We start from the raw sequence: 22,209 nt of genomic DNA on the forward strand, positions 1-22,209 counted from the left end.
CTTGCGATGTCGCGGACCGGCCAGGAGGCACCCTTTATTTCTTGCCTCCGGTCGGTTCTTCCTCCGGCTCCGGGAGCGGCTGTTGCAGCGGGGCCAGCCAGCCGTCCAGGGATGCCCAGTCCACATGGGGAATCATCACCAATCCGGCAGGTCCGGCGGACAGGGTACGGTCGGCGATGGTGATCGGCACCGACAGGGCCGGGGGACCACTTTTTTGCGGCTTGGCGAAAGCGGCCAGAATGATCCGCGCCATGGTCGCCTCGCGACTGCGGATGACTCCGGCGGTTTTAAGGTTTTCAAGCAGTTCTCCGAACCCCACCACCTTGGCCATGGCATTGCCCTTGGGATCGAGATTCTGATCCAGAGCAATGGTTCCCTGACCCATCATCCGGGTATTTCCCTGGGTCAGATGCACACGTTCCAGGCTGAGGGTGCCGCCCTTGTCGCGCCAATCCACCAGGGCCGGTGTCAAGGGCCCGCCGGGCAGTTCCCCCATCAATGCCAATTCCAGATATAGCTCCTCGATCGGATCGAGAAACCCGGAAGCATCCAGGTTCCGCCCCTCGGCGCGCAGACGGAAACTCGGCGATTCGTCGCCCGGCGACAATCGTTCGGCTTCCAGGTCCAGCCTGCCGAATGTGGCCAGAGACGGCCCGCCGGGCGGCCCGGCCAGTAGATCCTGCACCTGAATCGCCAGCCGATCCGGCCAGTCCCCGTCGAACAGATCGAAGGTGGCTCGCAGTTGCGCCGCGCTCACCAGCAACGGCTGGGGACCGATGGCCTCCCCGCTCAGACGATGGCTGCCATCCAGGTCCAGGGTCACCGTCTGCGGAGCCCAGGGCGCGCCCAACAGGCGGACCTGTTCCGACGACCAGTTCCAGGTTCCGTTGGCGGCGCGTGCTACCGGCTTGTCGAGCCTGACCGTGAAGCGTCCCGGAAACCCGGACAGGGTCAATTGGTCGTAGGAGGCCGTCATGCCGTTGGCCCGTTGCAGAGCGATCCAGTCGACGGCCTGATCCCGGATCAGACCGCCGATCAAGAACCAGTAGCCGGTATAGGCCGCCGCGACGACCAGCGTCACAAGGACGGCCAGCGCCAAATGGGTGGCCATGCGCAAGGTCCGTGACGGCTTGTAGGTCAGGGCCGGATGCGGTTCCCGCATCGCCCGGGGGGGCGGCTCGAAGGTCAGGGACTTGCGGGACAATTGGGACCCCCGCGAGGGCGGACGTTTGGGCATCGTCAATCCTGGTCAAAAACGCGATTGCCTTCTATATAGACCGGATGGCGGCCGGAGGCGAGTGCCGCTGCTCCGTGGTTTGGATTCCCCCCGATGTCGACTTCCGTTTCCTCCCCCGATGAGTCCCCCTGGCTGAAGGCCATGCCGGGGATCTTCGTGCTGCTATGGAGCACCGGATTCATCGGGGCCAAGTACGGTCTGCCCTATGCCGAACCGCTGACTTTCCTTTTCCTGCGCTTTTTTCTTCTGGTGGTGATCCTCGGGCTCGCGGCGCTGCTGCTGCGTGCTCCCTGGCCTGCCACATGGCGCGAGACCGGTCATATTGCCATGGCTGGCATTCTGGTCCATGGGGGTTATCTGGGCGGGGTCTTTTCCGCGATCCATCAAGGGCTTCCGGCGGCTCTGGTCGCCCTGATCGTCGGCTTGCAACCGTTACTCACGGCCCTGGGTGCGCAGCTGTTTCTCGGCGAACGGGTGCGCCCGCAGCAATGGGTGGGACTGGGGCTCGGATTGTTCGGGGTCATCCTGGTGCTGGCCGAGAAGCTCGATCTGGGGGGGCTGAATGGGCGCGGGGTCGCCCTGGCCGTCTTCGCCTTGTTCGGCATCACCATCGGCACCTTGTACCAGAAACGCCATTGCACCGGCATGGACATGCGGACCGGATTGGCCCTTCAATTCGGGGCCGCTGCGGTGCCTATGGGATTGTTGGCGCTGGCTTTGGAAAGCCGGGTCGTTCAATGGACGCCAACCTTCATGCTGACCATGGCCTGGTTGGTCGGGGTACTGTCCATCGGCACCATGGCATTGTTGTGGATCATGGTGCGCCGGGGGGCGGTGTCTAAAGTGGCCGGGCTTTTCTATCTGGTGCCGCCGGTGACCGCCCTGCTGGCCTGGGCGCTGTTCGGCGAGGCCCTGGGGCCCGTGGCGCTGATTGGCATGGCCGTCACCGCGCTGGGTGTGGCGCTGGCCCTGAAGGGGGGGAAATGACCGTCTGGGTGTTTGGTTATGGGTCGTTGATGTGGAATCCCGGGTTTCCGTTCGTGGCGCGCCACCCGGCCCTGGTGCGCGGCTATCACCGGGCGCTGTGCGTCTATTCCCATCACCATCGAGGCACCACGGAACAGCCGGGACTGGTGCTCGGTCTGGACCGGGGCGGTGCCTGTCGCGGCATCGCCTTCGGAGTGGCCGAAGAGCAATGGCCGAATGTTCGGGCCTACCTGGACGCCCGGGAAATGCCCGACGTGGCTGGCGTGACTGAAGCGCATGGCTCGATTTATGAACCGCGCTGGCTGCCGCTGAGTCTCGAAGAGACCAAAGTCCGTGCCCTGGGCTATGTGGTGCGCCGGGGGCATCCGCAATATGCGGGACGGCTTTCCCTCGCGGAGTCGTCCCGGTTGGTGCGCCAGGGGGCGGGTCTTAGCGGCACCTCACGGGATTATCTGGCGCAAACTGTGGCCCATCTGGATGAACTGGGCATTCCCGATGGTCCGCTGCACCAACTGTTGCGTCGGCTTTGAGGCTGCGGCATGATCGGCCCCGTATCTGGGGCGAGGGGTATTGGGGCATGGAACAACTGATCGAACGGGCACAGAGTGCCAATCACAAATTCCATGGCGTTTCCGACATGGTCGGGAATTTCATGGTCGATATGTTCCATGCCGTCGCCCTGTTCGGCATCGGCGCGGCGGTGATCTGGTCGGCCTTGCAGGAATTTATCGCCCTGTTCGACAAGCCCCATGCCACCATCGAGGACATTCTGCTGCTGTTCATATATCTGGAACTGGGAGCCATGGTGGGGATCTATTTCCGCACCAAGCACATGCCGGTTCGCTTCCTGGTCTATGTGGCCATTACCGCCCTGACCCGGATGATGATCGGCTATATCGGCATGCATCACATTCCCGACTGGGGCATTCTGATCATTTCCGGGGCTATTTTGGTACTGGCCTTTGCCGTGCTGGTATTGCGCTACGGCTCGCACAAATATCCCTCCCAGGCCTCGATTACGGACAGCAAGGCCACCGACGCCCCCGGCGAAGGGCGCACCGGGGTGGCGGAAGTCTAGGCGCGGTTTTTTGGCTGGCGTCCGGACCTGAAGGCCTTTAAATGAGAGCCAGCCATTCTGTCCTCCCATTCAATATTGAGCCCCCATGACCCGCCTTATCCTTTCGGTTATACTGCTGTCCGCCTCCATTTTATTTTATCGCGGACGCGGCGATTTCATCGCCAATTTGCCCTTTGATCTGTCGTTCGACGCGGAGATGATGACAAACCTCGGCCAGACGCTGATCTGGCTGGCCACCGCCTTTGTGACCAGCAGCAGCCTCGCCCTGCTCATCTCCCGCTGGACCCGTCAACACGGTAAGGATGGATTGCCCCGCCTTTATGGCACGCTGCTATCCTTGTTCATTTGGGGCTTTGCCCTCATCGGGATCGTGACCGTGGTGCTGGGCAGCGACATGAGCGATCTGGTCACCGCCTCCTCGGTGCTGGTCGCGGTGCTTGGCTTTTCCTTGCGCGGCATGATTTCCGATCTGTTCTACGGGCTGGCCATGGCCATGGAAAAACCGTTCGAGTCCGGGGACTGGGTGCAGGTGGCCGATCTGACCATCGGTCAGGTGGTCGACATGAACTGGCGTTCGACCCGGTTGCTGACCCGCGACGATGTGAGCGTGGTCATCCCACATGGCATTCTGGCCACCTCTCAGTTCCGCAATCTCAACCGCCCGCATTCCTATTGGCGCGACAGCCTGCGCATTCATCTGGGCTATGACATCACCTCTCATCAGGGGGAGCGGCTGTTGCTTTCCGCCGTCGAGCAGGTCCCGGCCTCGGCCAACATTCCGGAAAAAGCCGAAGCCCGGATCGTCGATTTCGACGAACGGGGGGTGATCTGGGAACTGCGCTTCTGGGTCTCCGACTACGCCGCCAAATCCTCGACCAATTACGCAGTGCGGCGGGCCTTGCTGCGCAATCTGCATTTCGCCGGGATTGCGGTGCCGCGCGAACGCTCCGAGATTTTTATCGAACAGCTCTCCCGGCGCATCGACCAGGAAACCGACCATATCGAACGCTGGCTGACCCGGGTCGACCTGTTCGCCACCCTGCCCCGCGAAAGTCAGGACGCCTTGATGGAAAAAACCGAGCGGCGGCTTTACCTGCACGGCGAGCCGGTGGTGCGGCAGGGGGAGGACGGCAGTTCCATGTTCATCCTGAACGAAGGGCTGCTGCATGTGCTGATCGCCGACGAGGAGGGCACGCAGCAGCGGGTCGGCATGCTCCGGCCGGGCGATTTTTTCGGCGAAATGTCGCTGTTGACCGGTGCCCCCCGGGCGGCCACCGTGGTCCCCGCCGTGGATTCCTTCGTGCACGAGATCACCAAGCAGGACATCGACCCCTTCGTGCAGGCGCACCCGCAGATCCTGGAGCATATGAGCCATCAGGTCACGGAGCGCCAATTGGCCAACAGCAAGGCCCTGGAATCCGCCACCAGCACCCAGATTGAGGAACATCGCACGGGTGTCCTCAAGCGGATCCGTCAGTTCTTCCAGGTCGGATAATCGCAAGTCGGGATGATCGACTCTGTTTGCGCAGCCATTTGGTCAAGGGTCCATAGAGCACCGTCGCCGCACGTGCGCCCACCGCCATGCCGATATGTCCCGCCGCCACGGTCCGCCCCTCGGCTCCGGGGATGGCCGCCGCCAGAGCCTGAGCCGAGTCCGGTGGGACAATACGATCACGGGCCGGAATCAGGGCCAGGGTCGGCACCCGGACCAGAGCCGGATCGACAGTCCGACCATCAATCTTCCAGCCGCCCCGTGCCGGTTCGTTGTCCCGATACCAGCCGCGCAGACAGGTCAGGGCGACCTGCTCCACCAACGGCACCCCGTCATTGAGCCAATCTTCCAGGGCCACGAAACGTTGCGTTTTGAGATGATCGGGATTCATCCGGGCAAAGGCCTGAAACTTGGCGGTGATCTGCCAGGGGTCGATGCCGGCGAACATGGCCTGCAGGGCATCGACGGGCAATTCCCCGGCCGCCCGGACCAGGGTTTCGATCTGCGGCATCAAGGCCGTCATCAGGCGGCGTTGGGCCTCCAGTCCCCGGGTGAAATCCCAAGGTGTCGCCAACAGGGCCAGGGCCGTCACGTCTTGCGGGCGATGCTGGGCCAGCGGCAGCGCCAACAGGCCGCCCATGCAATAGCCGAGCAGCGCCACCGGTCCCGCCGCTTGGTGCCGGGCTTCATCGAGAAAGCGGTTGAGGCTCCCGGCAATATAGTCGTCCAGGCCGAACCCCCGCTCCGCCTCGCCGGGCGCTCCCCAATCGACCAGCAACGGACGCAGGCCCCGTTGGGCCATGTCTCTTAGCAGACTGCGCCCCTCAATCAGATCGAGAATGTAGCTCCGGTTGACCAGCGACGGCACCACCAGCACGGTCGGCCCGTCGCCGCCGGTGCCATAATCCAACAACCGCGCTGCACCAATCTGCATCAACGACGGCGGCTCGGGAAGCTCGCGCCGATAGGGATGCGCCCGATAGGCCCGCACCCCCTCCAGGAAGCCCTGCAATCGGCGCCGGGATTCGACGTCTATCGCCTGGGCCAATAAATCCGCTTCAGGTTTTGCGAGATTTTCGACCCGCTGGCGCAGCTCTTCCGCCTGTGCTGCCAGTTCCGGCCTCCAGGGCAGTGAGCCGTTCCTCGATGCGCTCAAGACGCCGCGCGAGGTCAGCCAGGTCAGCACCGCCGTGCCCATGTGCAGGGGCAGCGGACGCGGCCCCAGTCGGGCGACCGTTTGCCGTTGCAGATCCGTCATCCGCGCCATCCTTCCTCATCGCCGCCGAGGCGGCCGCGCCAAAGGCGGCGGCCCCCTGATTCATCAATTCAATGGCCCGCCCCATGGTTTCGGCCACGGTCCCGTCGGTGGTCTGACCGGACAATTGCTTCTGCCATAGATCCAGATACCGCCGCGCCAGATCTTCGTAATCCATCGGGTCCGCCATGGGCTCTCCTTTGCCTCAATCCGCTTCTCTCTCTATAGCGTCTGCGAAAAGGGATCAAAAAGTTTTTGCAGCGCGGCTATTGCAACGCGAAATAACCCGAACTAATGTAGGGTCGGGAAAAGAGTTTTCCCTCATAAAAAAACAAAACGTCAAGAGTGTCGAGGAAGGATGAAATGGCCAAGGACCCCGGAGCGATAAAACCTCCCTACACGATCAAGAAATACGCCAACCGCCGCCTTTACAACACCGCGACAAGCAGTTACGTGACGTTGGATCACTTGGCGCAGATGGTCAAGGATGGCACCGAATTCGTGGTCTATGACGCCAAATCCGGTGAGGAGATCACCCGTTCGGTGCTCACCCAGATCATCGTCGAGGAAGAAAACAAAGGGCAGAACCTGTTGCCCATCGGCTTCCTGCGCCATCTGATCAGTTTTTACGGGGATTCCCTGCAAGGTCTGGTGCCGCGCTACCTGGAACATTCCATGCAGGCCTTCGCCCGCAATCAGGAACAGATGCGCCATTACATGCAGGATTCCCTGAACGGTCTGTTCCCGTTCGGGCAATTTGAAGAAATGGGCAAGCAAAACATGGCGCTGTTCGAAAATGCCATGCGCATGTTCACGCCGTTCATTGAAGACGACGACTTTGTGACCGATCAGAAAAAAACCGAGGACGACGACGCCCCCACGTCCCCTTCGATCACCGATGTACAATCCCAACTGCGGGAAATGCAGCGTCAGATTGATGCCCTGACCAAGGTCACCACAGCCGACGGGAATGAATCGACCGATAAATAACCGCTTCGACCTCACCTCCTGTTATGATACACAGGGAAAAAGTGTCCCCGCGAAGGGACGTGCGAGACAACAGATGGTCACCCGGTTATGAATTCTCAACGCCCTTCCCGCTCCCGTGCCAGCGAGATTGATCATTTCGTCGGCGCGCGCATTCGTGAACGCCGGGTGATGCTCGGATTGAGCCAACAGCAAATGGCCGACGTCATCGGCGTCACCTATCAGCAGGCCCACAAGTACGAACGCGGCATCAACCGCATTTCTGCCGGACGTCTTTATGAAGTGGCCCAGGCGCTCAAGGTGCCGGTGAGCTATTTTTATGAAGGCCTTGAAGAAACGGCGCAGGAAAACGAATTGCGGTCCCGCCAGCGCATGTGCCTGGAACTGGCCCGCAATTTCACCCAAATCGAAAACGAACGGCACCAGGAAGCCCTCAGCCAACTGGCCCGCGCCCTGGCGATGGAGTGAGGGAAGCCGGGGATCACCCCCGCAGCAGGCCCCCCGTCGCCTTGGTCACCGCCGCCACCAGTTTTTTAGCCAAGGCTTCAAGATCCTGCTCGGTCAGGGTCTGGTCGGTGGGTTGCAGGACGATGTTGACGGCGAGGGATTTCTTGCCGTCGCCCAGGCTGCCGCCAATGAACTGATCGAACACCCTGACATCGGTAATCAGGACCTTGTCGGCCCCGTACACGGCGCGAATCAGATCCACCGCCTTGACCTCCGCATCGACCACAAAGGCGAAGTCGCGTTCCACCGGCTGCAAGGCCGAAAGATCGAGCCGCGGGCGGGTGGTGGGGGCCTGTTTTTTCGGGAACGGCACCCGGTCGAGGAAAATCTCACACCCGGCGGCGGCGCTTTTCAGTCCCAACGCCTTGAGCACGCGGGGATGAATCTCGCCGAACCAGGCCAACACATTGGGACCGAGGCGCAACGCCCCGGAGCGGCCCGGATGATACCAGTCGGGGGCATCGGCGGAGATTTGCAGCTTGTCCACCGGTGCGCCGACGGCGGCCAGCACGGCGAGGGCATCGGCCTTGGCGTCGAACAGGTCCACGCTGCGCGGCGGCGTCGCCCAGTTGCGATGCCCGGTGCGCCCGCTGCGCAGGGCGGTGGCGAGCATATCCTGCCCCTCGGGGGTGTCGTCGCGATATTGCGGACCGACCTCGAACAGATCGGCGTCGCGCTGTCCCCGGTCCGCATTGCGCGCCGCTGCGGCAATCAGATTGGGCAGAATGCTCGGGCGCATGACGTCCAGATCGGCACTGATCGGATTGACCAGACGCAGGCTGTCCGGCACCCCGCCAAACAAATCCGCATGGGCGGCGGGCAGGAAGGAATAGGTCACCGCCTCGCGCAGGCCCCGTTGGGCAAGCAGCCGCCGGGCCATCCCATGGCGGGCCTGAACCGGGCTCCAGGCGGGGTTCGGCAAATCACTCTGACGGGCCAGGGGCACGGCGGGAATCTTGTCGAAGCCGTTGAGCCGCATGACTTCTTCGACAATGCAGGCCTCGCCGACGATGTCGTGCCGCCATCCGGGGGAAGTCACCGTCCAATGATCGGCTTCCTTGCGAATCGCGAAGCCGAGCACCGACAAAATGCGCTCCTGCTCCGCCGCCGCCACCTGGACCCCGCCCAGGCTGGCCACGCGCGAGGGGCGAAAGGTGATGGTCTTGGAAATCTCCGGTTTTTCCCCGGCGAGAATGATGTTCGAGGCCGCGCCGCCGCACCAGTCGAGCATCCAGCGGGTGGCGATCTCGGTGGCGTCGATCATCAAATCCGGGTCGATGCCGCGCTCGAACCGATAGCGGGCGTCGGATTGCAGATTCAGTTTGCGCCCGGTCATGGCGGTGCGCACCGGATCGAAATAGGCCGTTTCAATAAACACGTCGGTGGTGGTCTCGGTACAGCCGGATTCCTCACCGCCCATGATCCCGGCAATGGCCTCGGCGCGGGATGCGTCGGCAATCACCGTCATGTCTGAATCCAGCACATATTCCTTGCCGTCCAGGGCCAACAGGGTCTCACCGTCGCGGGCCATGCGCGGACGGATATCGCCGTCGCATTTCGCCAGATCGAACACATGCATCGGGCGGCCATATTCGATGGTCATCAGATTGGTGATATCGACCAGCGCCGAAATGGGGCGCAGACCTATGGCGGTCAATTTATCCTGCACCCATTGCGGACTGGGGCCATTTTTGACTCCTCGTACCACTCTGCCGACGAAGTAGGGACAGGCGTCCTTGTGGGCCTCATCGAAATCAAGCACCACCCCGACCGGACTGTCGAAAGACCCCGGCACCGGCGTCGCGTCCAAAGGTTTCAACGTCCCGATCCCGGCGGCGGCCAAGTCGCGGGCCACCCCGCGCACGCCCAGGCAGTCGCCGCGATTGGGAGTGATGGCGATCTCGATGACCGGATCGGCCAGCCCCATGATCTCCGCCGCCTCGGCCCCGATGGGGGTGCCTGCGGGCAGATCGACGATGCCGTGATGGTCATCGGACAGGCCCATTTCCCGTTCCGACAGCAACATGCCGGAGGATTCGACGCCGCGGATCTTGGCCTTTTTCAGCGTGACATTGATCCCCGGGATATGCATCCCTTCGCGGGCAAACACCCCGACCATGTTTTCGCGCGCGTTGGGAGCGCCACAGACGACCTCGAAGGTCTCCTCGCCGGTATCCACCTTGCAAATGCGCAGCTTGTCCGCATCCGGGTGCGGCTTGGCCTCGATCACCAGAGCGGTCACAAAGCCCTTCAACGCGGCGGCGCGATCTTCGACCCCCTCGACCTCCAGACCGATCATGGTCAGGCCGTCGGTGATCTCGGTCAGGGTGGCGTCGGTCTCCAGGTGCTCCTTGAGCCAGGACAGAGTGAATTTCATCGGCTCAGCCCTCCGGTCATGCTGGGCACATCCAAGGCCGCGAACCCGTAATGTTTCAGCCAGCGAACATCGCTTTCATAGAAGGTGCGCAAATCGGGAATGCCGTATTTGAGCATGGCCAGCCGTTCCAGCCCGACCCCAAAGGCGAAGCCCTGGTACTTGGTGGAATCGATTCCGCAGTTTTCCAGCACCGCCGGATTGACCATGCCGCAGCCGAGGATTTCCAGCCAATCATCTCCATGGCCGATCTTGAATTCACCGCCTTCGCGGGTACAGCCGATATCTACCTCCGCCGAGGGCTCGGTGAACGGGAAATAGCTGGGCCGGAAGCGCACCGGCAGATCGTCGGTGCCGAAATAGGCGCGGCAGAAATCGATCAGGCACCCCTTCAGGTGGCCCATGTGGGTGGTCTCGTCGATGACCAAACCTTCCACCTGATTGAACATGGGGGAATGGGTGGCATCGTAATCGCAGCGGTAGGTGCGCCCCGGACAAATCACCCGGATCGGCGGTTTGGTATTGAGCATGGTGCGGATCTGTACCGGCGAGGTATGGGTGCGCAGAACCGTGCGCTGACCGTCCTCGGTCTCATTGGGCAGATAGAACGTGTCGTGTTCCTGGCGCGCCGGATGCTCCGGCGGAATGTTCAGCGCCCCGAAATTGTACCAATCCACTTCGATATCCGGCCCTTGGGCGACGGTGAAGCCCATCTGACCGAAAATCGCCACCACTTCGTCGATGGTCTGGCTCAACGGATGGAGGGAGCCCTGCGCCTCTTCGCGGATCGGCAGGGTGATATCGAGGCGCTCATCGAGCAGCCGGGCGTTCAGTTCGGCATCTTCCAGATCGCTCTTGCGGCGTTCGAGAGCGGCGGCAATCTCGTCCTTGACCAGATTGAGGGCCTGACCGGTGGCTTTGCGCTGCTCCGGGTCCAGACCGCCCAGGCCTTTCATCAGGCCGGAAATCGCACCTTTCTTGCCCAGCGCCGCGACCCGCACGTCGTCCAGGGCCTTCACATCGGCGGCCGCGGCCACCGAAGCCAGCAGGTCGGACCGCAATTGATCCAGATTGTCCATGGTCGTTCACTTTCTCTCAAATCATCAACACCGCATCACCGGTTTGACGCACCTTTTACCCGCTGCAACCTCTGAACGGAAGGGCTCATGTGGCATGATCCCGCTCACCTTATTGTCCACTTGTGGAATGCTGTGAAATAGTCACATACTACAAACTTCAAAAAAACTCGGGAGGAAGAGACACGTCATGACTAACTTATTGCGCCTAATCCCCTTGCTGTTGGTGACCCTGTTGCTGGCCGTTCCGGCCCAGGCCGGGGACGCCAGCCACCAGTTGGTGATTCATGTGGACGAGAACGATCCCGCCCGCATGAACCTTGCCCTCAACAACACCGCCAACGTCATCGCCTACTACCAGGAAAAAGGCGAGGAAGTTGAAGTGGAGATCGTCGCTTATGGGCCGGGCCTGAACATGCTGACCGCCGCCTCGCCGGTCGCCGACCGTATCAAAAGCTTCAGCGAGAACTACCAGAATGTCGGCTTCATGGCTTGTGGCAATACCCATAAAGCGATGAGCAAGAAGGCTGGCAAGGATGTCGAACTGATGCCCCAGGCCAAGGTGGTTCCGGCCGGGGTGGTGCACCTGATGGAACGGCAGGAACAGGGCTGGTCCTACCTGCGTCCGTGACCTGAAGCGGGCCGCCGCTGTCGGCTGTTCTATCCTGTTTCGCGCAGGAAATAGATCAGATCGAGCGGCGGCGGCACCGAGGGCACCTGGGTCAGCATGTCGTGGATCTGTCCCCGGTGATGGGTGCCATGATTGAACAGATGGGCCAGCACGAAGCGCATCGGCGTCTGCATTTCCCGACCAGTGGTGTCCCGGTAATGCAGATCTTCTTCGAGGGTTTCCGTGCTGAGATTCTCCACGAAGGCGATCAACTGCCGGTCCATGTTTTCCCGAGCCTGGCGCAGATCGACAAATTCCTCGTACAGAACCTCATCGAGCCGGGAGACTCCCGGTTCGGTCTGCTGCAGGCGCGCCAGCCAGAGGGTTTCCCCGACCAGCAGATGGTTGAGGGTGGCCTGAATGGAGCCGAAAAAGGATTGTCGCGGCTTGCTGATTTCGGCTCGCGGCAAATCCGAGCAGGCATTGCAAAGCCGGGCGTTGGCCCAGGCGTTGTACCTGGCCAATGTCAAAAAATAGTCTCGCATCCACGTCTCCTTCGACAGCTTGACGGATCGGCCATGGAAAGCCCCTTGCGAAAGCCTTATACCAGGAATCACCCCTGGCATGCAGACCGACTTTACGAGGAACCCACGGCCAATGAAACTATTCGACTCCCTGCCCCTCGGCCTATTGGTCGTGGCGGCCCTGACCCTGGGGCTGGCACCCTTCGTCCCCGAACCCCATGTCTGGGAAAAGATCAAGATGCTTGCAGCGGGGACTCTAAACCGACCGCTTGACATTTTCGACCTGCTGCTGCATGGCACGCCTTGGATTTTGCTGGGGCTCAAGGCCCTGCGACTGATCACCCAATCCGGAGGCTCCAGGACGTGACCGACAATCCCTTTATCGTCACCATGCGACGCAACCCCAAGGCTTTTCTCGATGGATTGACGACGAGCGAACTCAACGCCATTGCCGAGGCCTGCGTCCGACTGATGGAGCGGCGGGCCAAGGAAGGCGACGAGGCGGCCGGCCCCTGCCTACAATCCCTGTACCGCACCCTGGGCGAGGTGGAGGTCTGAGCATGCCGTTGGCCTGGGCGCTGTTGGCCGGACTGGGGCTCGCCACGGGCAGCGTCGCACTCGGAATCACGGTCTTTCCATTTCATTTGCTTATCCATTTTCCGCTGCAATATGCGGCGCTTTGCATCCCTTTGGCTTTGCTGTTCGCCCTGCGCCGCCGGAAACGTTGGGCCATGCTGACCCTCCTGGTGGGGCTTGTGGACCTGGGTTTGGCCCTGCCGCTCCTGAGCTCGGCGGAAGCGTCCCACGCACCCGCAGCCCGGATCAATCTGTTGAGCTTCAACCTGCATCCGGAAACCCGACACGGCGAACAAACGGCGCAATGGATCGTCGACTCCGAAGCGGAGGCCGTGCTGCTCCAGGAAGTGACACCGCTTCATCTGCCGTTGCTGGCCCGCCTGCGGGAATCCTATCCGTATCAAATGGTCCATCCGCATCCCACCTTCTGGGGGCTGGCCCTGCTCTCCAGGACCCCCATATCCGATGGGCAGTTGATCCAAAAGGACGCCGAGAGTTTCCGTTTACTGAAAGGGACGATCCGTCTCGCCAATGGACGTTCCGTCACCCTGGCCACGACCCATTTCATGCCGCCGCTCTGGCCCGCGGCGTCCGATTTGCAACGGACTCAGGCCGACCTGTTGCGGGGCGTGCTGGCTGACCTGTCCGGGCCGCTGCTGCTGGGCGGGGATTTCAATACCACCCCCTGGTCACCCCTCTACCGACGCCTCGTGGAAGAGAATCGTTTGACCAGTCGGGGCCGGGCCTGGTGGACCTGGCCGACCTGGTTCCCCGGTCTGGGAATCCCCATCGACCATCTGTTCGGACGCGATGGCGCCCGGATCGTCCAGGCCACGGCAGGGCCAGACCTGGGGTCAGATCATCGACCGTTGCAGGTTATCGTCAACCTCACCGAGTGACGTTGACGCCGCAACGGGGGCCGCCTACCTTGGGGCCATGGAAACCCTCATAGCCGCCAATCGTCTGGAAGCCCTGGGCAACCCGACCCGCCTGTCGATCTATCGCCTGTTGGTGAAAGCCGGTGAGGCGGGATTGGTGGTGGGCGACTTGCGGCGGGCGCTGGATATCCCGCCCTCGACCCTGTCGCACCATCTGGCCCATCTGGTCCGCGCCGGACTGGTGCTCCAAAAGCGCCAGGGGCGGGAACTGGTCTGCCGGACCGATTACGACGTGATGAGCGGACTGCTGGACTTTCTGAGCGCCGAATGCTGCGCCGGGAGCGGCTGTGCGGTCGTCCCGGCGGCCCGTGACCGGCCATGATTCAGGTCACCGAACAGATCGCCCTTTCGGAAGACGACATCGAGGAACGCTTCATTCGCGCTTCCGGTCCGGGCGGACAGAACGTCAACAAGGTCTCGACCGCCGTCCAATTGCGCTTCAACGCCGCCGCCTGCCCGGCGCTGAGTTCGGCCATTCGCTGGCGACTGGCCAAACTGGCGGGCCGCAAAATGACCCGTGACGGGGTGATTGTGCTGACCGTGGACCAGTACCGCAGCCAGGAGCGCAACCGCGAACTGGCCCGCGAACGGCTGGTCGAGTTGATCCGGGCCGCCGCCGTGCCGCCCAAACACCGCCGCCCGACCCGCCCCAGCGCCGGAGTCCGCGAACGCCGCCTGGAACACAAGAAAAAAACCGCCCAGATCAAGCGCAACCGGGGCAAGGTTCGGTCCTTCGATTAGGAATCAGGATGATCACTTGCGATGGAAAGTGCAACCTGTGATCGACCCTTCGACACGCCGCCTTTGGCTGCTGCTCAGGGTGAGGATTGTGTTGATACCAAACGATCACCTCATCCTGAGCAGCGATCAGAGATCGCGTGTCGAAGGATAGGCCATGAGTCACCCCTCTCGCCGCTTGGAATCACTTGGTCGTCATGCGGGTTACCCCGTCCCAGTCGGCACCGGGGGGCGAGTCCTGGAAGGCCAGACTGCGTTTCAAATAGAGTTGGCCCGGCCCGTCATCGGGATAGGCGGCGGTGAAGGCCCGGAAGGCCTCCACGGCCTGGGTCCATTGCCCTTTCTGGTACAGCGCATAGGCCGCGTTCCAGGAGTCGTAGAGCCGCGATACATCCCTCGGCGTCCACAGGATGGGGCTGACTCCCTCGGTGCCCCAACGGACGCCGCCCAATTCGAAGATGGTCATCGGCTGATCGGCTCCCTTGGGGGCGATGGTATCCATTGGCCGGGTGTCGAAGGTATCCTGGACCTGGGCCTGGACGGTGCCGGAAACCAGAATCTCCGTCCCATAGGCCTTGTTCGCCCCTTCGAGACGGGAGGCCATGTTGACCACCGAACCCACCGCCGTGTAGTTCAGCCGGTCCATGTTTCCGACATTGCCGACCACCGCCTCGCCGGTATGGATGCCGAACCGGGTGTGCAGCACGGGCAATCCCTTCGACTTGTTTTCCAGGTTATAGACCATGTTGCCGATACGCGCCTCAAGGGCGGCGAAGCAGGCGTGCCGTACATGGTCCGGGTCGGCCACCGGGGCGTTCCACAGGGCCATGATGGCATCGCCGATGAACTTGTCGATGATGCCATGACGGCGGTCAATGGCGGTCCCCAACAGGGTGAAATAGCGAAAGGTCATCCGCATCAGCTGTTCCGGTTCCATGGTCTCGGAAATGCTGGTGTAGTCCTTGATGTCGGTGAACAGGGCGGTGAGTTCCTGGCGTTCGCCCCCGACTTCGATGCTTTTCTTGCTGTCGAGAATATGATGGACCAGGGTCTTGGGCACGTAGCGGCCAAAGGTTTGCAGGCCGTCGCGCATGACCACGAAGGACTTGGACAGGTCATGCAGTTCCTTGATCCGGGAGTCGGGCAAGGCGTTGTCTCGGATATCCAGACGCAGGATACTTTCGGATTCGTTGACGATGGCCCGCACCGTGCGATTGAAGGTTCCGGCGATCCAGAACGACAACAAGATGGCCACGATCAAGGCGACGGCCGCCAGCAGCAGGCTGTTGCGGACCAGCAGGGGCAGATGTCCGGTGAAATCCTGGAGCGGGGCGGCAATCCCGATGTCGAAGGAGGTCGTGCCCTCCCCGGCTTGCAGGCGGGTCACGCTGAGAATGGTCTCCGTCCCGGCCACCGGGCGCAGGGCGGTGCGGGTCTCCACACCGCGCAGACCGGCTGCCAGTTCGGCGGCGGCGGCAATGATCGGATGGGCATGTCCGGCGGCGGGCAGAATTTCCTGCCGCTCGCCGACCCCGGTGTCTTGTTGCGCGATGACCTGGCCCTTGTGATCGAGCACGAACAGAAAATCGTGGGGTGAAATGTCCTGATCCTTCAAAAACGCGGTCAGGGAATCGATGGTCAGGTCCACCCCGAACACCGCCTGCCGATTGGGCAGGGCCTGGGCCAGGGTGAACCCGACCCGGCCGGTGGAGTTGTAGACATAGACTTCCGACGTGATGACCCCTGTCGAGCCCTGGGCCTCCTTGTACCAGGGGCGCTGGCGCGGATCGTAGGCGCTGGGCGGCCCCTCCTGACGACCCAGCACGTCCCCCCGGGAATCGAGAAAGGTCCAGATCTGGGCGCGCTCCCCTTCGCCGCCCGCGATGGCGCGCAGGACCAGGGCGGTATCCCTGGGCGGCTGAACATCCTTCAGGGTCACCGTGGAATCGACGTGTATGAGCTGTAAGAAGTCACCGCTCTCGTATCCCACGTAAAGGGAGTAGAGATTGGGCGAGGACTTCAGCGCCTGGATCAGCGGATCGAGCGCCGGATAGTCCAGGCCATCGCCGCCGGGCACTGTGGCGATACCGGGCAGGCGCGGAAAAATCTGGGCCAGGGTATGGGCCTCGCCCAATATTTTCAGCGTCCGCTCCCCCACCCGATAGGAGGCCTGGGCGAACAGCGCCTGCGCCGAATCCAGCGCCATGCGCCGCGCCTCGCTCAGATTAAACAGGGTGATCGCGGCAATGACGGCTCCCAGCAGGAGGCTCATGATCAGGATCAGACTGAAGCGCAGGGAAACCCGCATGTGAATTAATCCTCAAATGATTCCAGCAGGTCCCAGCCCTGACGCTCCGGCAAGGCGGCTTTTCGCGCCCAGTCCCGAATCATCGACAGATCCGCTTCGTTGATCTTCCAGGCCTCCAGGATCGGCTGCAAAATCGCCCATTCCTGCTCCGAGAATTCGCCGTCCGCAAACACCAGCACATGCAGTTCCATCAGCACGATCATGCGCGCGCGCCGGGTGTCGAAAATGGCCGTATTGGACTCGCCATAGACCTCTTCGGCGGGCGACTGGATATCGCCCCCCATTTCGGCCACCCGCTCGGCGAGCGCCGCTTCCTCGCTCTCGGTGATTCGGCCATCGGCCAGGATCATTTTTTGCGCCATGGCCAGAAACGAGGGTTTTTGTTCTTGGGTCAAAAGGTTGAGAAACACCCGATTCGCTCCAGGCAAATATCAATCATGAACAGATCTAAAATACATCAATAGGTGACCGGCCAGAACTGAAGATCTGTGGCCCGTCAAGGTTCCGCAGGACATGGAAACACAAAATTGACGTGATTTCACCTACCTCGTAACAAAAAAATAGCCGTGTTCCCGAAGGAATCACGGCCAAGTTGAGGTGTGTTCGATATGCAGAGAGAGAGGAACAGAAGCCCCCATTTACACCTCGGTAGGAAGGCCCGCGTCTTTCCAGGCGTTCAGGCCACCGGCCATGTGAACCGCCCGTCCATGTCCGGACTGTAGAAGCTGTTTCGCGGCAGCCGCCGAGCGCTTGCCCACCGCGCAATGCAAAATCATCGTCTTGTCAGCCAGAATCGGAATATGCGCCCCGTTGAACATGGACAAGGGCATCAGGAAAGCCCCGGGAATCCGTTCGGCCTCGAACTCATTGGTCTCACGCACATCAACAAAAAGGGCCAGCCCAGCCTGCCGCAAACGATGGGCCGTCAGAACGTCCACTTCCTCGATGTTCCATTCGGTTTTCTGCAACATGGTCCGTCTCGCTTCGCCGGTCGGAGGGCCGACTTTCTGTCAAATGATCATGTAATATACAATAAATAACATTTTAAAAGCTGTCAATAGATTTTTATATACATAATTATTATGTTTTAATGGGGCCGCGAGATCTGTCTATATTGACCGGATCGTTCCTCAAACTGCGGTGCCGACGTGCTGTCCTATCTCCATTCCTATCATGCGGGCAACCGGGCCGACCTGCACAAGCATCGCGCCCTGGTCGGCCTGTTGACGCTGCTGACCGTCAAACCGCGACCGATCACCTATATGGAAACCCACGCCGGGCGGGGTCTCTATGATCTGGCGAGCCCGGAAGCGGAAAAGACCGGCGAGGCCCGGGACGGGATCGAAAGGCTGCTTGAGCTTGCCGGGTCTTCCGGCAACGATCCCTATCTGGAGGCCGTGCGGGACGCGCGACAACGCCATGGCCCGACCTTTTATCCCGGCTCGCCCTGGATTGCCTGGCATTTGCTGCGGGCCGAGGATTCCCTGCATCTCATGGAGCGCCACCCCGGAGAGTTCCCGGCCCTCAAACGGGCCTTGCGGGGCAGCGGGGCGCATATGCACCATCGGGACGGTTACGAGGGCGTGCTAGCCCTGTCCCCGCCGACGCCGCGCCGGGGGATGGTGCTGATCGACCCGTCCTACGAGGTCAAGGACGAGTACCAACAGGTGGCCCGGTTCATCCCCGCCCTGCATCGCAAATGGCCGGAGGCGGTGGTGCTGTTGTGGTATCCGCTGCTTGCCGAGGGACGTCACGAGGCCATGTTGGCCCAGCTCTCAAAGGCCGATTTACCGCAAACAGAAATCCATGAAACGCTCTTTCCCGCCCCCGGCAAGGGCATGTTGGGCAGCGGCCTGTTCCTGGTCAACAAACCGTTTGGATACAAACTCGATCAGGTTCCGCACTGGGCACGGTGACGCATCAGGTGATCGGCCAGCACACAGGCGACCATCGCCTCGGCCACCGGCACGGCCCGGATGCCGACACAGGGATCATGGCGGCCCTTGGTGACGATTTCCGCGTCCTCGCCCCAGATATCCACCGTATGGCGGGGGGTGAGAATGGAACTGGTCGGTTTGACAGCGATTCGGCAGACCACGTCCTGACCGGAGGAAATGCCCCCCAGAATGCCGCCCGCATGGTTGGAGGTAAACGTCACCTGCCCATTGTCCATGCGCATCTCGTCGGCGTTTTCCTCGCCGGTCAACCCGGCAGCATCGAATCCGGCCCCGATTTCCACGCCCTTGACTGCATTGATGCTCATCAGCGCCTTGGCCAAATCGGCGTCCAGCTTGTCATAGACCGGCGCGCCGAGCCCGGCCGGAACGCCACGCGCCACCACCTCGACAATGGCCCCGATGGAGGACCCCCGCTTGCGGATGTCGTCCAGATAGAGTTCCCACCGTTCGGCGGCATCGGAATCCGGGCACCAGAAGGGATTGCGTTCCACTTCGTCCCAGTTCCAGCGGGCCGAATCGATGGCATGGGGGCCGATCTGTACCACCGCCCCGCGCACCGAGATTTCGTCGCCGAGAATCTTGCGGGCGATGGCTCCGGCGGCGACCCGGCAGGCGGTCTCGCGGGCCGAGGAGCGGCCGCCGCCGCGATAATCGCGGATGCCGTACTTATGGAAATAGGTATAGTCCGCATGGCCGGGACGAAAAACGTTCTGGATCTCCCCATAGTCCTTGGACCGCTGGTCCTGATTGCGGATCAGCAGGCCGATGGGGGTGCCGGTGGTCTGATCCTCGAACACGCCGGAGAGGATTTCCACCCGGTCCGGCTCGCGGCGCTGGGTGACGAAGCGCGACGTGCCCGGGCGGCGCTTGTCGAGCCAGACCTGAATATCGGCTTCGGTCAGCGGCAGGCGGGGCGGCACCCCATCGACCACCAGCCCAATGCCCGGCCCATGGCTTTCGCCAAACGTGGTGAAGCGGAACAGATGGCCGAAGCTGTTGCCGGACATGGCCGTCAGCCTTCGTCTTGGGAACGGAACCCGGCCAGCAGTTCGGAGATTTCAGCCGCCTTGTCCACCGCCACCATGCCGACGGCATGGTAGCCGGAGTCCACATGATGCACCTCGCCGGTGACGCCCGAGGACAGGTCGCTCAACAGATACAGTCCGGCATTGCCCACATCGTCCTGGTTGATATTGCGGCGCAGCGGCGCGTTCAGTTCGTTCCAGCGCAGGATAAAACGGAAATCGCCGATCCCCGAGGCGGCCAGGGTTTTCATCGGCCCGGCCGACATGCAGTTCACACGGATGCGGCTGCGTCCCAGATCCTCGGCCAGATAGCGCACAGAAGCCTCCAGCGCCGCCTTGGCCACGCCCATCACATTGTAGTGGGGCATCACCTGTTCCGCCCCGTAATAGCTCAGGGTGATCATGCTGCCGCCGTTGGGCATCAGCCGGGCGGCGCGCTGGCAAATGGCGGTAAAGGAATAGCAGGAGATATCCAGGGTGCGCCGGAAGTTTTCCTGAGAGGTATCCAGATACAGCCCCTTGAGTTCATCCTTGTCCGAATAGGCGATGGCATGGACGACAAAATCCAGTTTGCCCCAAACGCGCTCGACCTCGGCGAAGGTGCGGTCCAGGTCTGCCATATCCGCCACATCGCAGGGAATCAACAGGTCGGACCCGGTCTGGGCGGCCAGCGGGCGGACTCTTTTGAGCAGCGCCTCCCCCTGGTAGGTATAGGCCAGTTCAGCACCCTGCCGGTGCACGGCCTTGGCGATGGCCCAGGCGATGGAGCGATCGTTGGCGACGCCCATCACCAGGCCCTTCTTACCGGCCATCAGGGGGGCGGAGTCGGTCATGACAGCCTCTTTCCATGGTTGACGGGGAGGGTCCCCAAACGATTCGGCGCATCCTACAACAAATGCGGCGAGCGTCAAAAGTCCCTATCTGTTATCTGGTTACCTCGGTCAGCACACAGGCCGCGCCGGTGATGATCCGCGTCTGCCCGGCCCGGTCCGTCACCATCAGGGAATTGCCGTCCCCTTGCGGTCGCCAATAGCTGGAAGAGGTAAAAATCTTGGTGCCGCCGGAATAACATTCCACCTCCCAAATGGATTTACCAGCGGGAACCGGCGTTTCGGCCACTGCGCCGCCGCCGATCAACAGAGCCATTGCCACGATCAAGACCTGCTTCATTTTCCATCCTCCCTGGACGACAAATTGTTTATTCTCGAACAATAAGCCGCAAAGTCTGCTCCCGGCAATGGGCGGACAGGGGAGAAGCCATGGGCAGGGTTTTGCTGGGTTGGGAAATGGGCGGCGGCCTCGGGCATGTCAGCGTGATGCTGGAGCTCGCCAAGGCCCTGAAAAAGCTGGGGCACAGCTCGGTCTTGGCGCTGCGCAATCTGGCCGAAACCTCGGCCCTGGTGCGGGAACAGGGGTTTCCCGTCGTCCCGGCCCCGGTGCCGACCCCCCAGCGCCGGGGCCCTCAGGGCCAATTTCAGCCCACGGCGGGATACGGGGACATTCTGGCCGGCATGGGATTCGACGACCCGCGACGATTGGCCGCCCATGTGGGGGCCTGGGACGGGCTGTTGCAGGTGGTACAGCCCGACCTGGTGATCGCCGACCATGCGCCGTTGCTCAGAGTGGCGGCGCATGGTCGGGTGCCGAGCGTCGTGTATGGCAGTGGATTCACCGTGCCGCCGTGCCATCTTTCCCGGTATCCGAAAATCCTGCCCCATGTGCCGTCCATCGTCGACGAGTCGGTGCTCCTGGAGACCTTCAATAGCGTTCAAAAACAACGCGGCGCCAAGCTTTTTGACCGGCTGCCGCAGATCTTGGAAGCCGACGCCCGCTTCGTCATTACCTTGCCACGGCTCGACCCCTATGCGGCATTGCGTCAGGAAAAGACCCTCGGGCCGCTGCATGGACTTCCCGCCCGGACTCCGCCGCCGGAGAAGCCCCGTCTGTTTGTCTATATGGGGGCGGACTCCACCAATTTGCCCGCCGTACTCGACGGGGTGGCGCGGAGTGGCCTGACAGCGGATCTTTATATCCGGGACGGCACCGAGGCGTTGATCGCGCCGCATCGACAACCGCAGCTGACTTATCATATGCAACCGCCCAATTTGTGGGACATGCTGCGCGGCAGTTCGATCGTCCTGCATTACGGCAGTCTGGCGACCTCCATGGCCTGTCTGGCCACTGGGCGACCGCAAATCATCGCCCTTCATCACCACCTGGAGCAGCGTTTCAATGCGCAACAGATGATTCAGGAGGGTTGGGCGATCGGCTTGAAAATGGGCTTCAAGGCGACGTCCCTGGAAGTCCTGCTGCAAAAAATCAGCCAGGATTCGTCTTTTGCCGCCCGAACCCTGGCCGCAGCGACGGACATTGCCCCCGCAGAGCGGGAGCCCAGCCTGGAAAGGGTGATTCAAGGCTGCCACCAATTGATTGGATGAAAATATTTTCCCCTTGTGACGGGCATCACTTTCAACCGCTGCGAAGGGTCCTACAGTGGTCTTGCATCGATTGAGTGACTCTCTCTCTTTTTCCTCCCTCC

At 61.9% G+C, this 22,209-nt stretch carries 25 protein-coding genes; 14 read left to right on the forward strand and 11 right to left on the reverse strand.

The genetic code is table 11. The annotated features are described in order from the left end of the window. Nucleotides 1-34 precede the first annotated feature (34 nt). The gene (locus tag ACYQ1P_RS00800; protein ID WP_460018480.1) at nucleotides 35-1,237 is read right to left on the reverse strand and encodes a DUF2125 domain-containing protein; all 1,203 of its coding nucleotides are present in this window, start codon (nucleotides 1,235-1,237) and stop codon (nucleotides 35-37) included. A gap of 93 nt (nucleotides 1,238-1,330) precedes the next feature. On the opposite strand from ACYQ1P_RS00800, the gene ACYQ1P_RS00805 reads away from it, so the two are divergent. The 4 genes from ACYQ1P_RS00805 (at nucleotide 1,331) to ACYQ1P_RS00820 (ending at nucleotide 4,797) form a co-directional block, all read left to right on the forward strand. Continuing rightward, nucleotides 1,331-2,224, forward strand: a complete 894-nt coding sequence (locus ACYQ1P_RS00805) for a DMT family transporter (protein ID WP_460018481.1) — start codon at nucleotides 1,331-1,333, stop codon at nucleotides 2,222-2,224. Then, entirely contained in the window at nucleotides 2,221-2,754 is a 534-nt protein-coding gene (locus ACYQ1P_RS00810) for a gamma-glutamylcyclotransferase (protein WP_460018482.1), read from the forward strand. The genes ACYQ1P_RS00805 and ACYQ1P_RS00810 overlap by 4 nt, the downstream gene beginning before the upstream one ends. A 47-nt stretch (nucleotides 2,755-2,801) precedes the next feature. Continuing rightward, a complete protein-coding gene (locus tag ACYQ1P_RS00815; protein ID WP_460018483.1) occupies nucleotides 2,802-3,302 on the forward strand; it encodes a phosphate-starvation-inducible protein PsiE in 501 nt (166 codons plus the stop codon). 85 nt (nucleotides 3,303-3,387) lie between these two features. Then, nucleotides 3,388-4,797, forward strand: coding sequence for a cyclic nucleotide-binding domain-containing protein (locus tag ACYQ1P_RS00820; protein WP_460018484.1), 1,410 nt, complete (start codon nucleotides 3,388-3,390; stop codon nucleotides 4,795-4,797). Here ACYQ1P_RS00820 and ACYQ1P_RS00825 read toward each other — a convergent pair. Continuing rightward, a complete protein-coding gene (locus tag ACYQ1P_RS00825) occupies nucleotides 4,763-6,052 on the reverse strand; it encodes an alpha/beta fold hydrolase (protein ID WP_460018485.1) in 1,290 nt (429 codons plus the stop codon). The two genes, ACYQ1P_RS00820 and ACYQ1P_RS00825, sit on opposite strands and share 35 nt — an antisense overlap. A 360-nt stretch (nucleotides 6,053-6,412) precedes the next feature. On the opposite strand from ACYQ1P_RS00825, the gene phaR reads away from it, so the two are divergent. Then, the gene (gene phaR, locus ACYQ1P_RS00830) at nucleotides 6,413-7,039 is read left to right on the forward strand and encodes a polyhydroxyalkanoate synthesis repressor PhaR (protein WP_460018486.1); all 627 of its coding nucleotides are present in this window, start codon (nucleotides 6,413-6,415) and stop codon (nucleotides 7,037-7,039) included. A gap of 87 nt (nucleotides 7,040-7,126) precedes the next feature. Continuing rightward, the gene (locus ACYQ1P_RS00835; RefSeq protein WP_460018487.1) at nucleotides 7,127-7,504 is read left to right on the forward strand and encodes a helix-turn-helix domain-containing protein; all 378 of its coding nucleotides are present in this window, start codon (nucleotides 7,127-7,129) and stop codon (nucleotides 7,502-7,504) included. Between the two features lie 13 nt (nucleotides 7,505-7,517). On the opposite strand, the gene pheT is transcribed toward ACYQ1P_RS00835, so the two are convergent. Beyond that, nucleotides 7,518-9,920: a phenylalanine--tRNA ligase subunit beta gene (pheT, locus tag ACYQ1P_RS00840; RefSeq protein WP_460018488.1), complete on the reverse strand. Its 2,403-nt coding sequence runs from the start codon at nucleotides 9,918-9,920 to the stop codon at nucleotides 7,518-7,520. After that, nucleotides 9,917-10,996: a phenylalanine--tRNA ligase subunit alpha gene (gene pheS / locus ACYQ1P_RS00845; RefSeq protein ID WP_460018489.1), complete on the reverse strand. Its 1,080-nt coding sequence runs from the start codon at nucleotides 10,994-10,996 to the stop codon at nucleotides 9,917-9,919. Before pheS ends, pheT begins: the two co-directional genes overlap by 4 nt. A 187-nt stretch (nucleotides 10,997-11,183) precedes the next feature. Between pheS and ACYQ1P_RS00850 the strand changes: the two genes are divergently transcribed. Beyond that, nucleotides 11,184-11,624: a DsrE family protein gene (locus ACYQ1P_RS00850; protein WP_460018490.1), complete on the forward strand. Its 441-nt coding sequence runs from the start codon at nucleotides 11,184-11,186 to the stop codon at nucleotides 11,622-11,624. A gap of 29 nt (nucleotides 11,625-11,653) precedes the next feature. On the opposite strand, the gene ACYQ1P_RS00855 is transcribed toward ACYQ1P_RS00850, so the two are convergent. Beyond that, nucleotides 11,654-12,148 (reverse strand): DinB family protein, encoded by a 495-nt coding sequence (locus ACYQ1P_RS00855; RefSeq protein ID WP_460018491.1) that lies wholly within the window; start codon nucleotides 12,146-12,148, stop codon nucleotides 11,654-11,656. 112 nt (nucleotides 12,149-12,260) lie between these two features. Here ACYQ1P_RS00855 and ACYQ1P_RS00860 point away from each other — a divergent pair, with 112 nt between their 5' ends. Genes ACYQ1P_RS00860 through arfB form a run of 5 tightly spaced genes read left to right on the forward strand, consistent with a single transcriptional unit; the run spans nucleotide 12,261 to nucleotide 14,382 of the window. Next, nucleotides 12,261-12,494: a hypothetical protein gene (locus ACYQ1P_RS00860; RefSeq protein WP_460018492.1), complete on the forward strand. Its 234-nt coding sequence runs from the start codon at nucleotides 12,261-12,263 to the stop codon at nucleotides 12,492-12,494. Continuing rightward, on the forward strand, nucleotides 12,491-12,685 hold the full coding sequence (locus ACYQ1P_RS00865) for a hypothetical protein (protein WP_460018493.1): 195 nt from the start codon (nucleotides 12,491-12,493) through the stop codon (nucleotides 12,683-12,685). The genes ACYQ1P_RS00860 and ACYQ1P_RS00865 overlap by 4 nt, the downstream gene beginning before the upstream one ends. Nucleotides 12,686-12,687: 2 nt before the next feature. After that, complete coding sequence (locus tag ACYQ1P_RS00870) at nucleotides 12,688-13,602, forward strand: endonuclease/exonuclease/phosphatase family protein (RefSeq protein WP_460018494.1); 915 nt, start codon at nucleotides 12,688-12,690, stop codon at nucleotides 13,600-13,602. A 37-nt stretch (nucleotides 13,603-13,639) separates the two neighbouring features. After that, nucleotides 13,640-13,963 carry an ArsR/SmtB family transcription factor gene (locus ACYQ1P_RS00875; protein ID WP_460018495.1) on the forward strand — a complete coding sequence of 108 codons (324 nt, stop codon included), beginning with the start codon at nucleotides 13,640-13,642 and terminating at the stop codon, nucleotides 13,961-13,963. Beyond that, nucleotides 13,960-14,382, forward strand: a complete 423-nt coding sequence (gene arfB / locus ACYQ1P_RS00880; RefSeq protein WP_460018496.1) for an alternative ribosome rescue aminoacyl-tRNA hydrolase ArfB — start codon at nucleotides 13,960-13,962, stop codon at nucleotides 14,380-14,382. The genes ACYQ1P_RS00875 and arfB overlap by 4 nt, the downstream gene beginning before the upstream one ends. Nucleotides 14,383-14,563: 181 nt before the next feature. On the opposite strand, the gene ACYQ1P_RS00885 is transcribed toward arfB, so the two are convergent. The 3 genes from ACYQ1P_RS00885 to ACYQ1P_RS00895 all read right to left on the reverse strand — a co-directional run bounded on the left by ACYQ1P_RS00885 (nucleotide 14,564) and on the right by ACYQ1P_RS00895 (nucleotide 17,658). Further along, nucleotides 14,564-16,687, reverse strand: a complete 2,124-nt coding sequence (locus ACYQ1P_RS00885; protein ID WP_460018497.1) for an adenylate/guanylate cyclase domain-containing protein — start codon at nucleotides 16,685-16,687, stop codon at nucleotides 14,564-14,566. A gap of 5 nt (nucleotides 16,688-16,692) precedes the next feature. Next, nucleotides 16,693-17,097, reverse strand: coding sequence for a tellurite resistance TerB family protein (locus tag ACYQ1P_RS00890; RefSeq protein ID WP_460018498.1), 405 nt, complete (start codon nucleotides 17,095-17,097; stop codon nucleotides 16,693-16,695). A 228-nt stretch (nucleotides 17,098-17,325) separates the two neighbouring features. Then, nucleotides 17,326-17,658 carry a rhodanese-like domain-containing protein gene (locus tag ACYQ1P_RS00895; protein WP_460018499.1) on the reverse strand — a complete coding sequence of 111 codons (333 nt, stop codon included), beginning with the start codon at nucleotides 17,656-17,658 and terminating at the stop codon, nucleotides 17,326-17,328. 177 nt (nucleotides 17,659-17,835) lie between these two features. On the opposite strand from ACYQ1P_RS00895, the gene rlmJ reads away from it, so the two are divergent. Then, complete coding sequence (gene rlmJ / locus ACYQ1P_RS00900) at nucleotides 17,836-18,603, forward strand: 23S rRNA (adenine(2030)-N(6))-methyltransferase RlmJ (protein ID WP_460018500.1); 768 nt, start codon at nucleotides 17,836-17,838, stop codon at nucleotides 18,601-18,603. Here the strand turns inward: rlmJ and aroC are convergent. The 3 genes from aroC to ACYQ1P_RS00915 all read right to left on the reverse strand — a co-directional run bounded on the left by aroC (nucleotide 18,579) and on the right by ACYQ1P_RS00915 (nucleotide 20,840). Then, nucleotides 18,579-19,652 (reverse strand): chorismate synthase, encoded by a 1,074-nt coding sequence (aroC, locus tag ACYQ1P_RS00905; protein ID WP_460018501.1) that lies wholly within the window; start codon nucleotides 19,650-19,652, stop codon nucleotides 18,579-18,581. The two genes, rlmJ and aroC, sit on opposite strands and share 25 nt — an antisense overlap. Before the next feature lie 5 nt (nucleotides 19,653-19,657). Further along, nucleotides 19,658-20,503 carry an enoyl-ACP reductase FabI gene (gene fabI, locus ACYQ1P_RS00910; protein ID WP_460018502.1) on the reverse strand — a complete coding sequence of 282 codons (846 nt, stop codon included), beginning with the start codon at nucleotides 20,501-20,503 and terminating at the stop codon, nucleotides 19,658-19,660. A 91-nt stretch (nucleotides 20,504-20,594) separates the two neighbouring features. Continuing rightward, nucleotides 20,595-20,840 (reverse strand): hypothetical protein, encoded by a 246-nt coding sequence (locus ACYQ1P_RS00915; RefSeq protein WP_460018503.1) that lies wholly within the window; start codon nucleotides 20,838-20,840, stop codon nucleotides 20,595-20,597. 89 nt (nucleotides 20,841-20,929) lie between these two features. On the opposite strand from ACYQ1P_RS00915, the gene ACYQ1P_RS00920 reads away from it, so the two are divergent. Further along, nucleotides 20,930-22,108 (forward strand): glycosyltransferase, encoded by a 1,179-nt coding sequence (locus ACYQ1P_RS00920; RefSeq protein WP_460018504.1) that lies wholly within the window; start codon nucleotides 20,930-20,932, stop codon nucleotides 22,106-22,108. Nucleotides 22,109-22,209: the final 101 nt, after the last annotated feature.

The organism is Magnetospira thiophila (assembly GCF_054657015.1).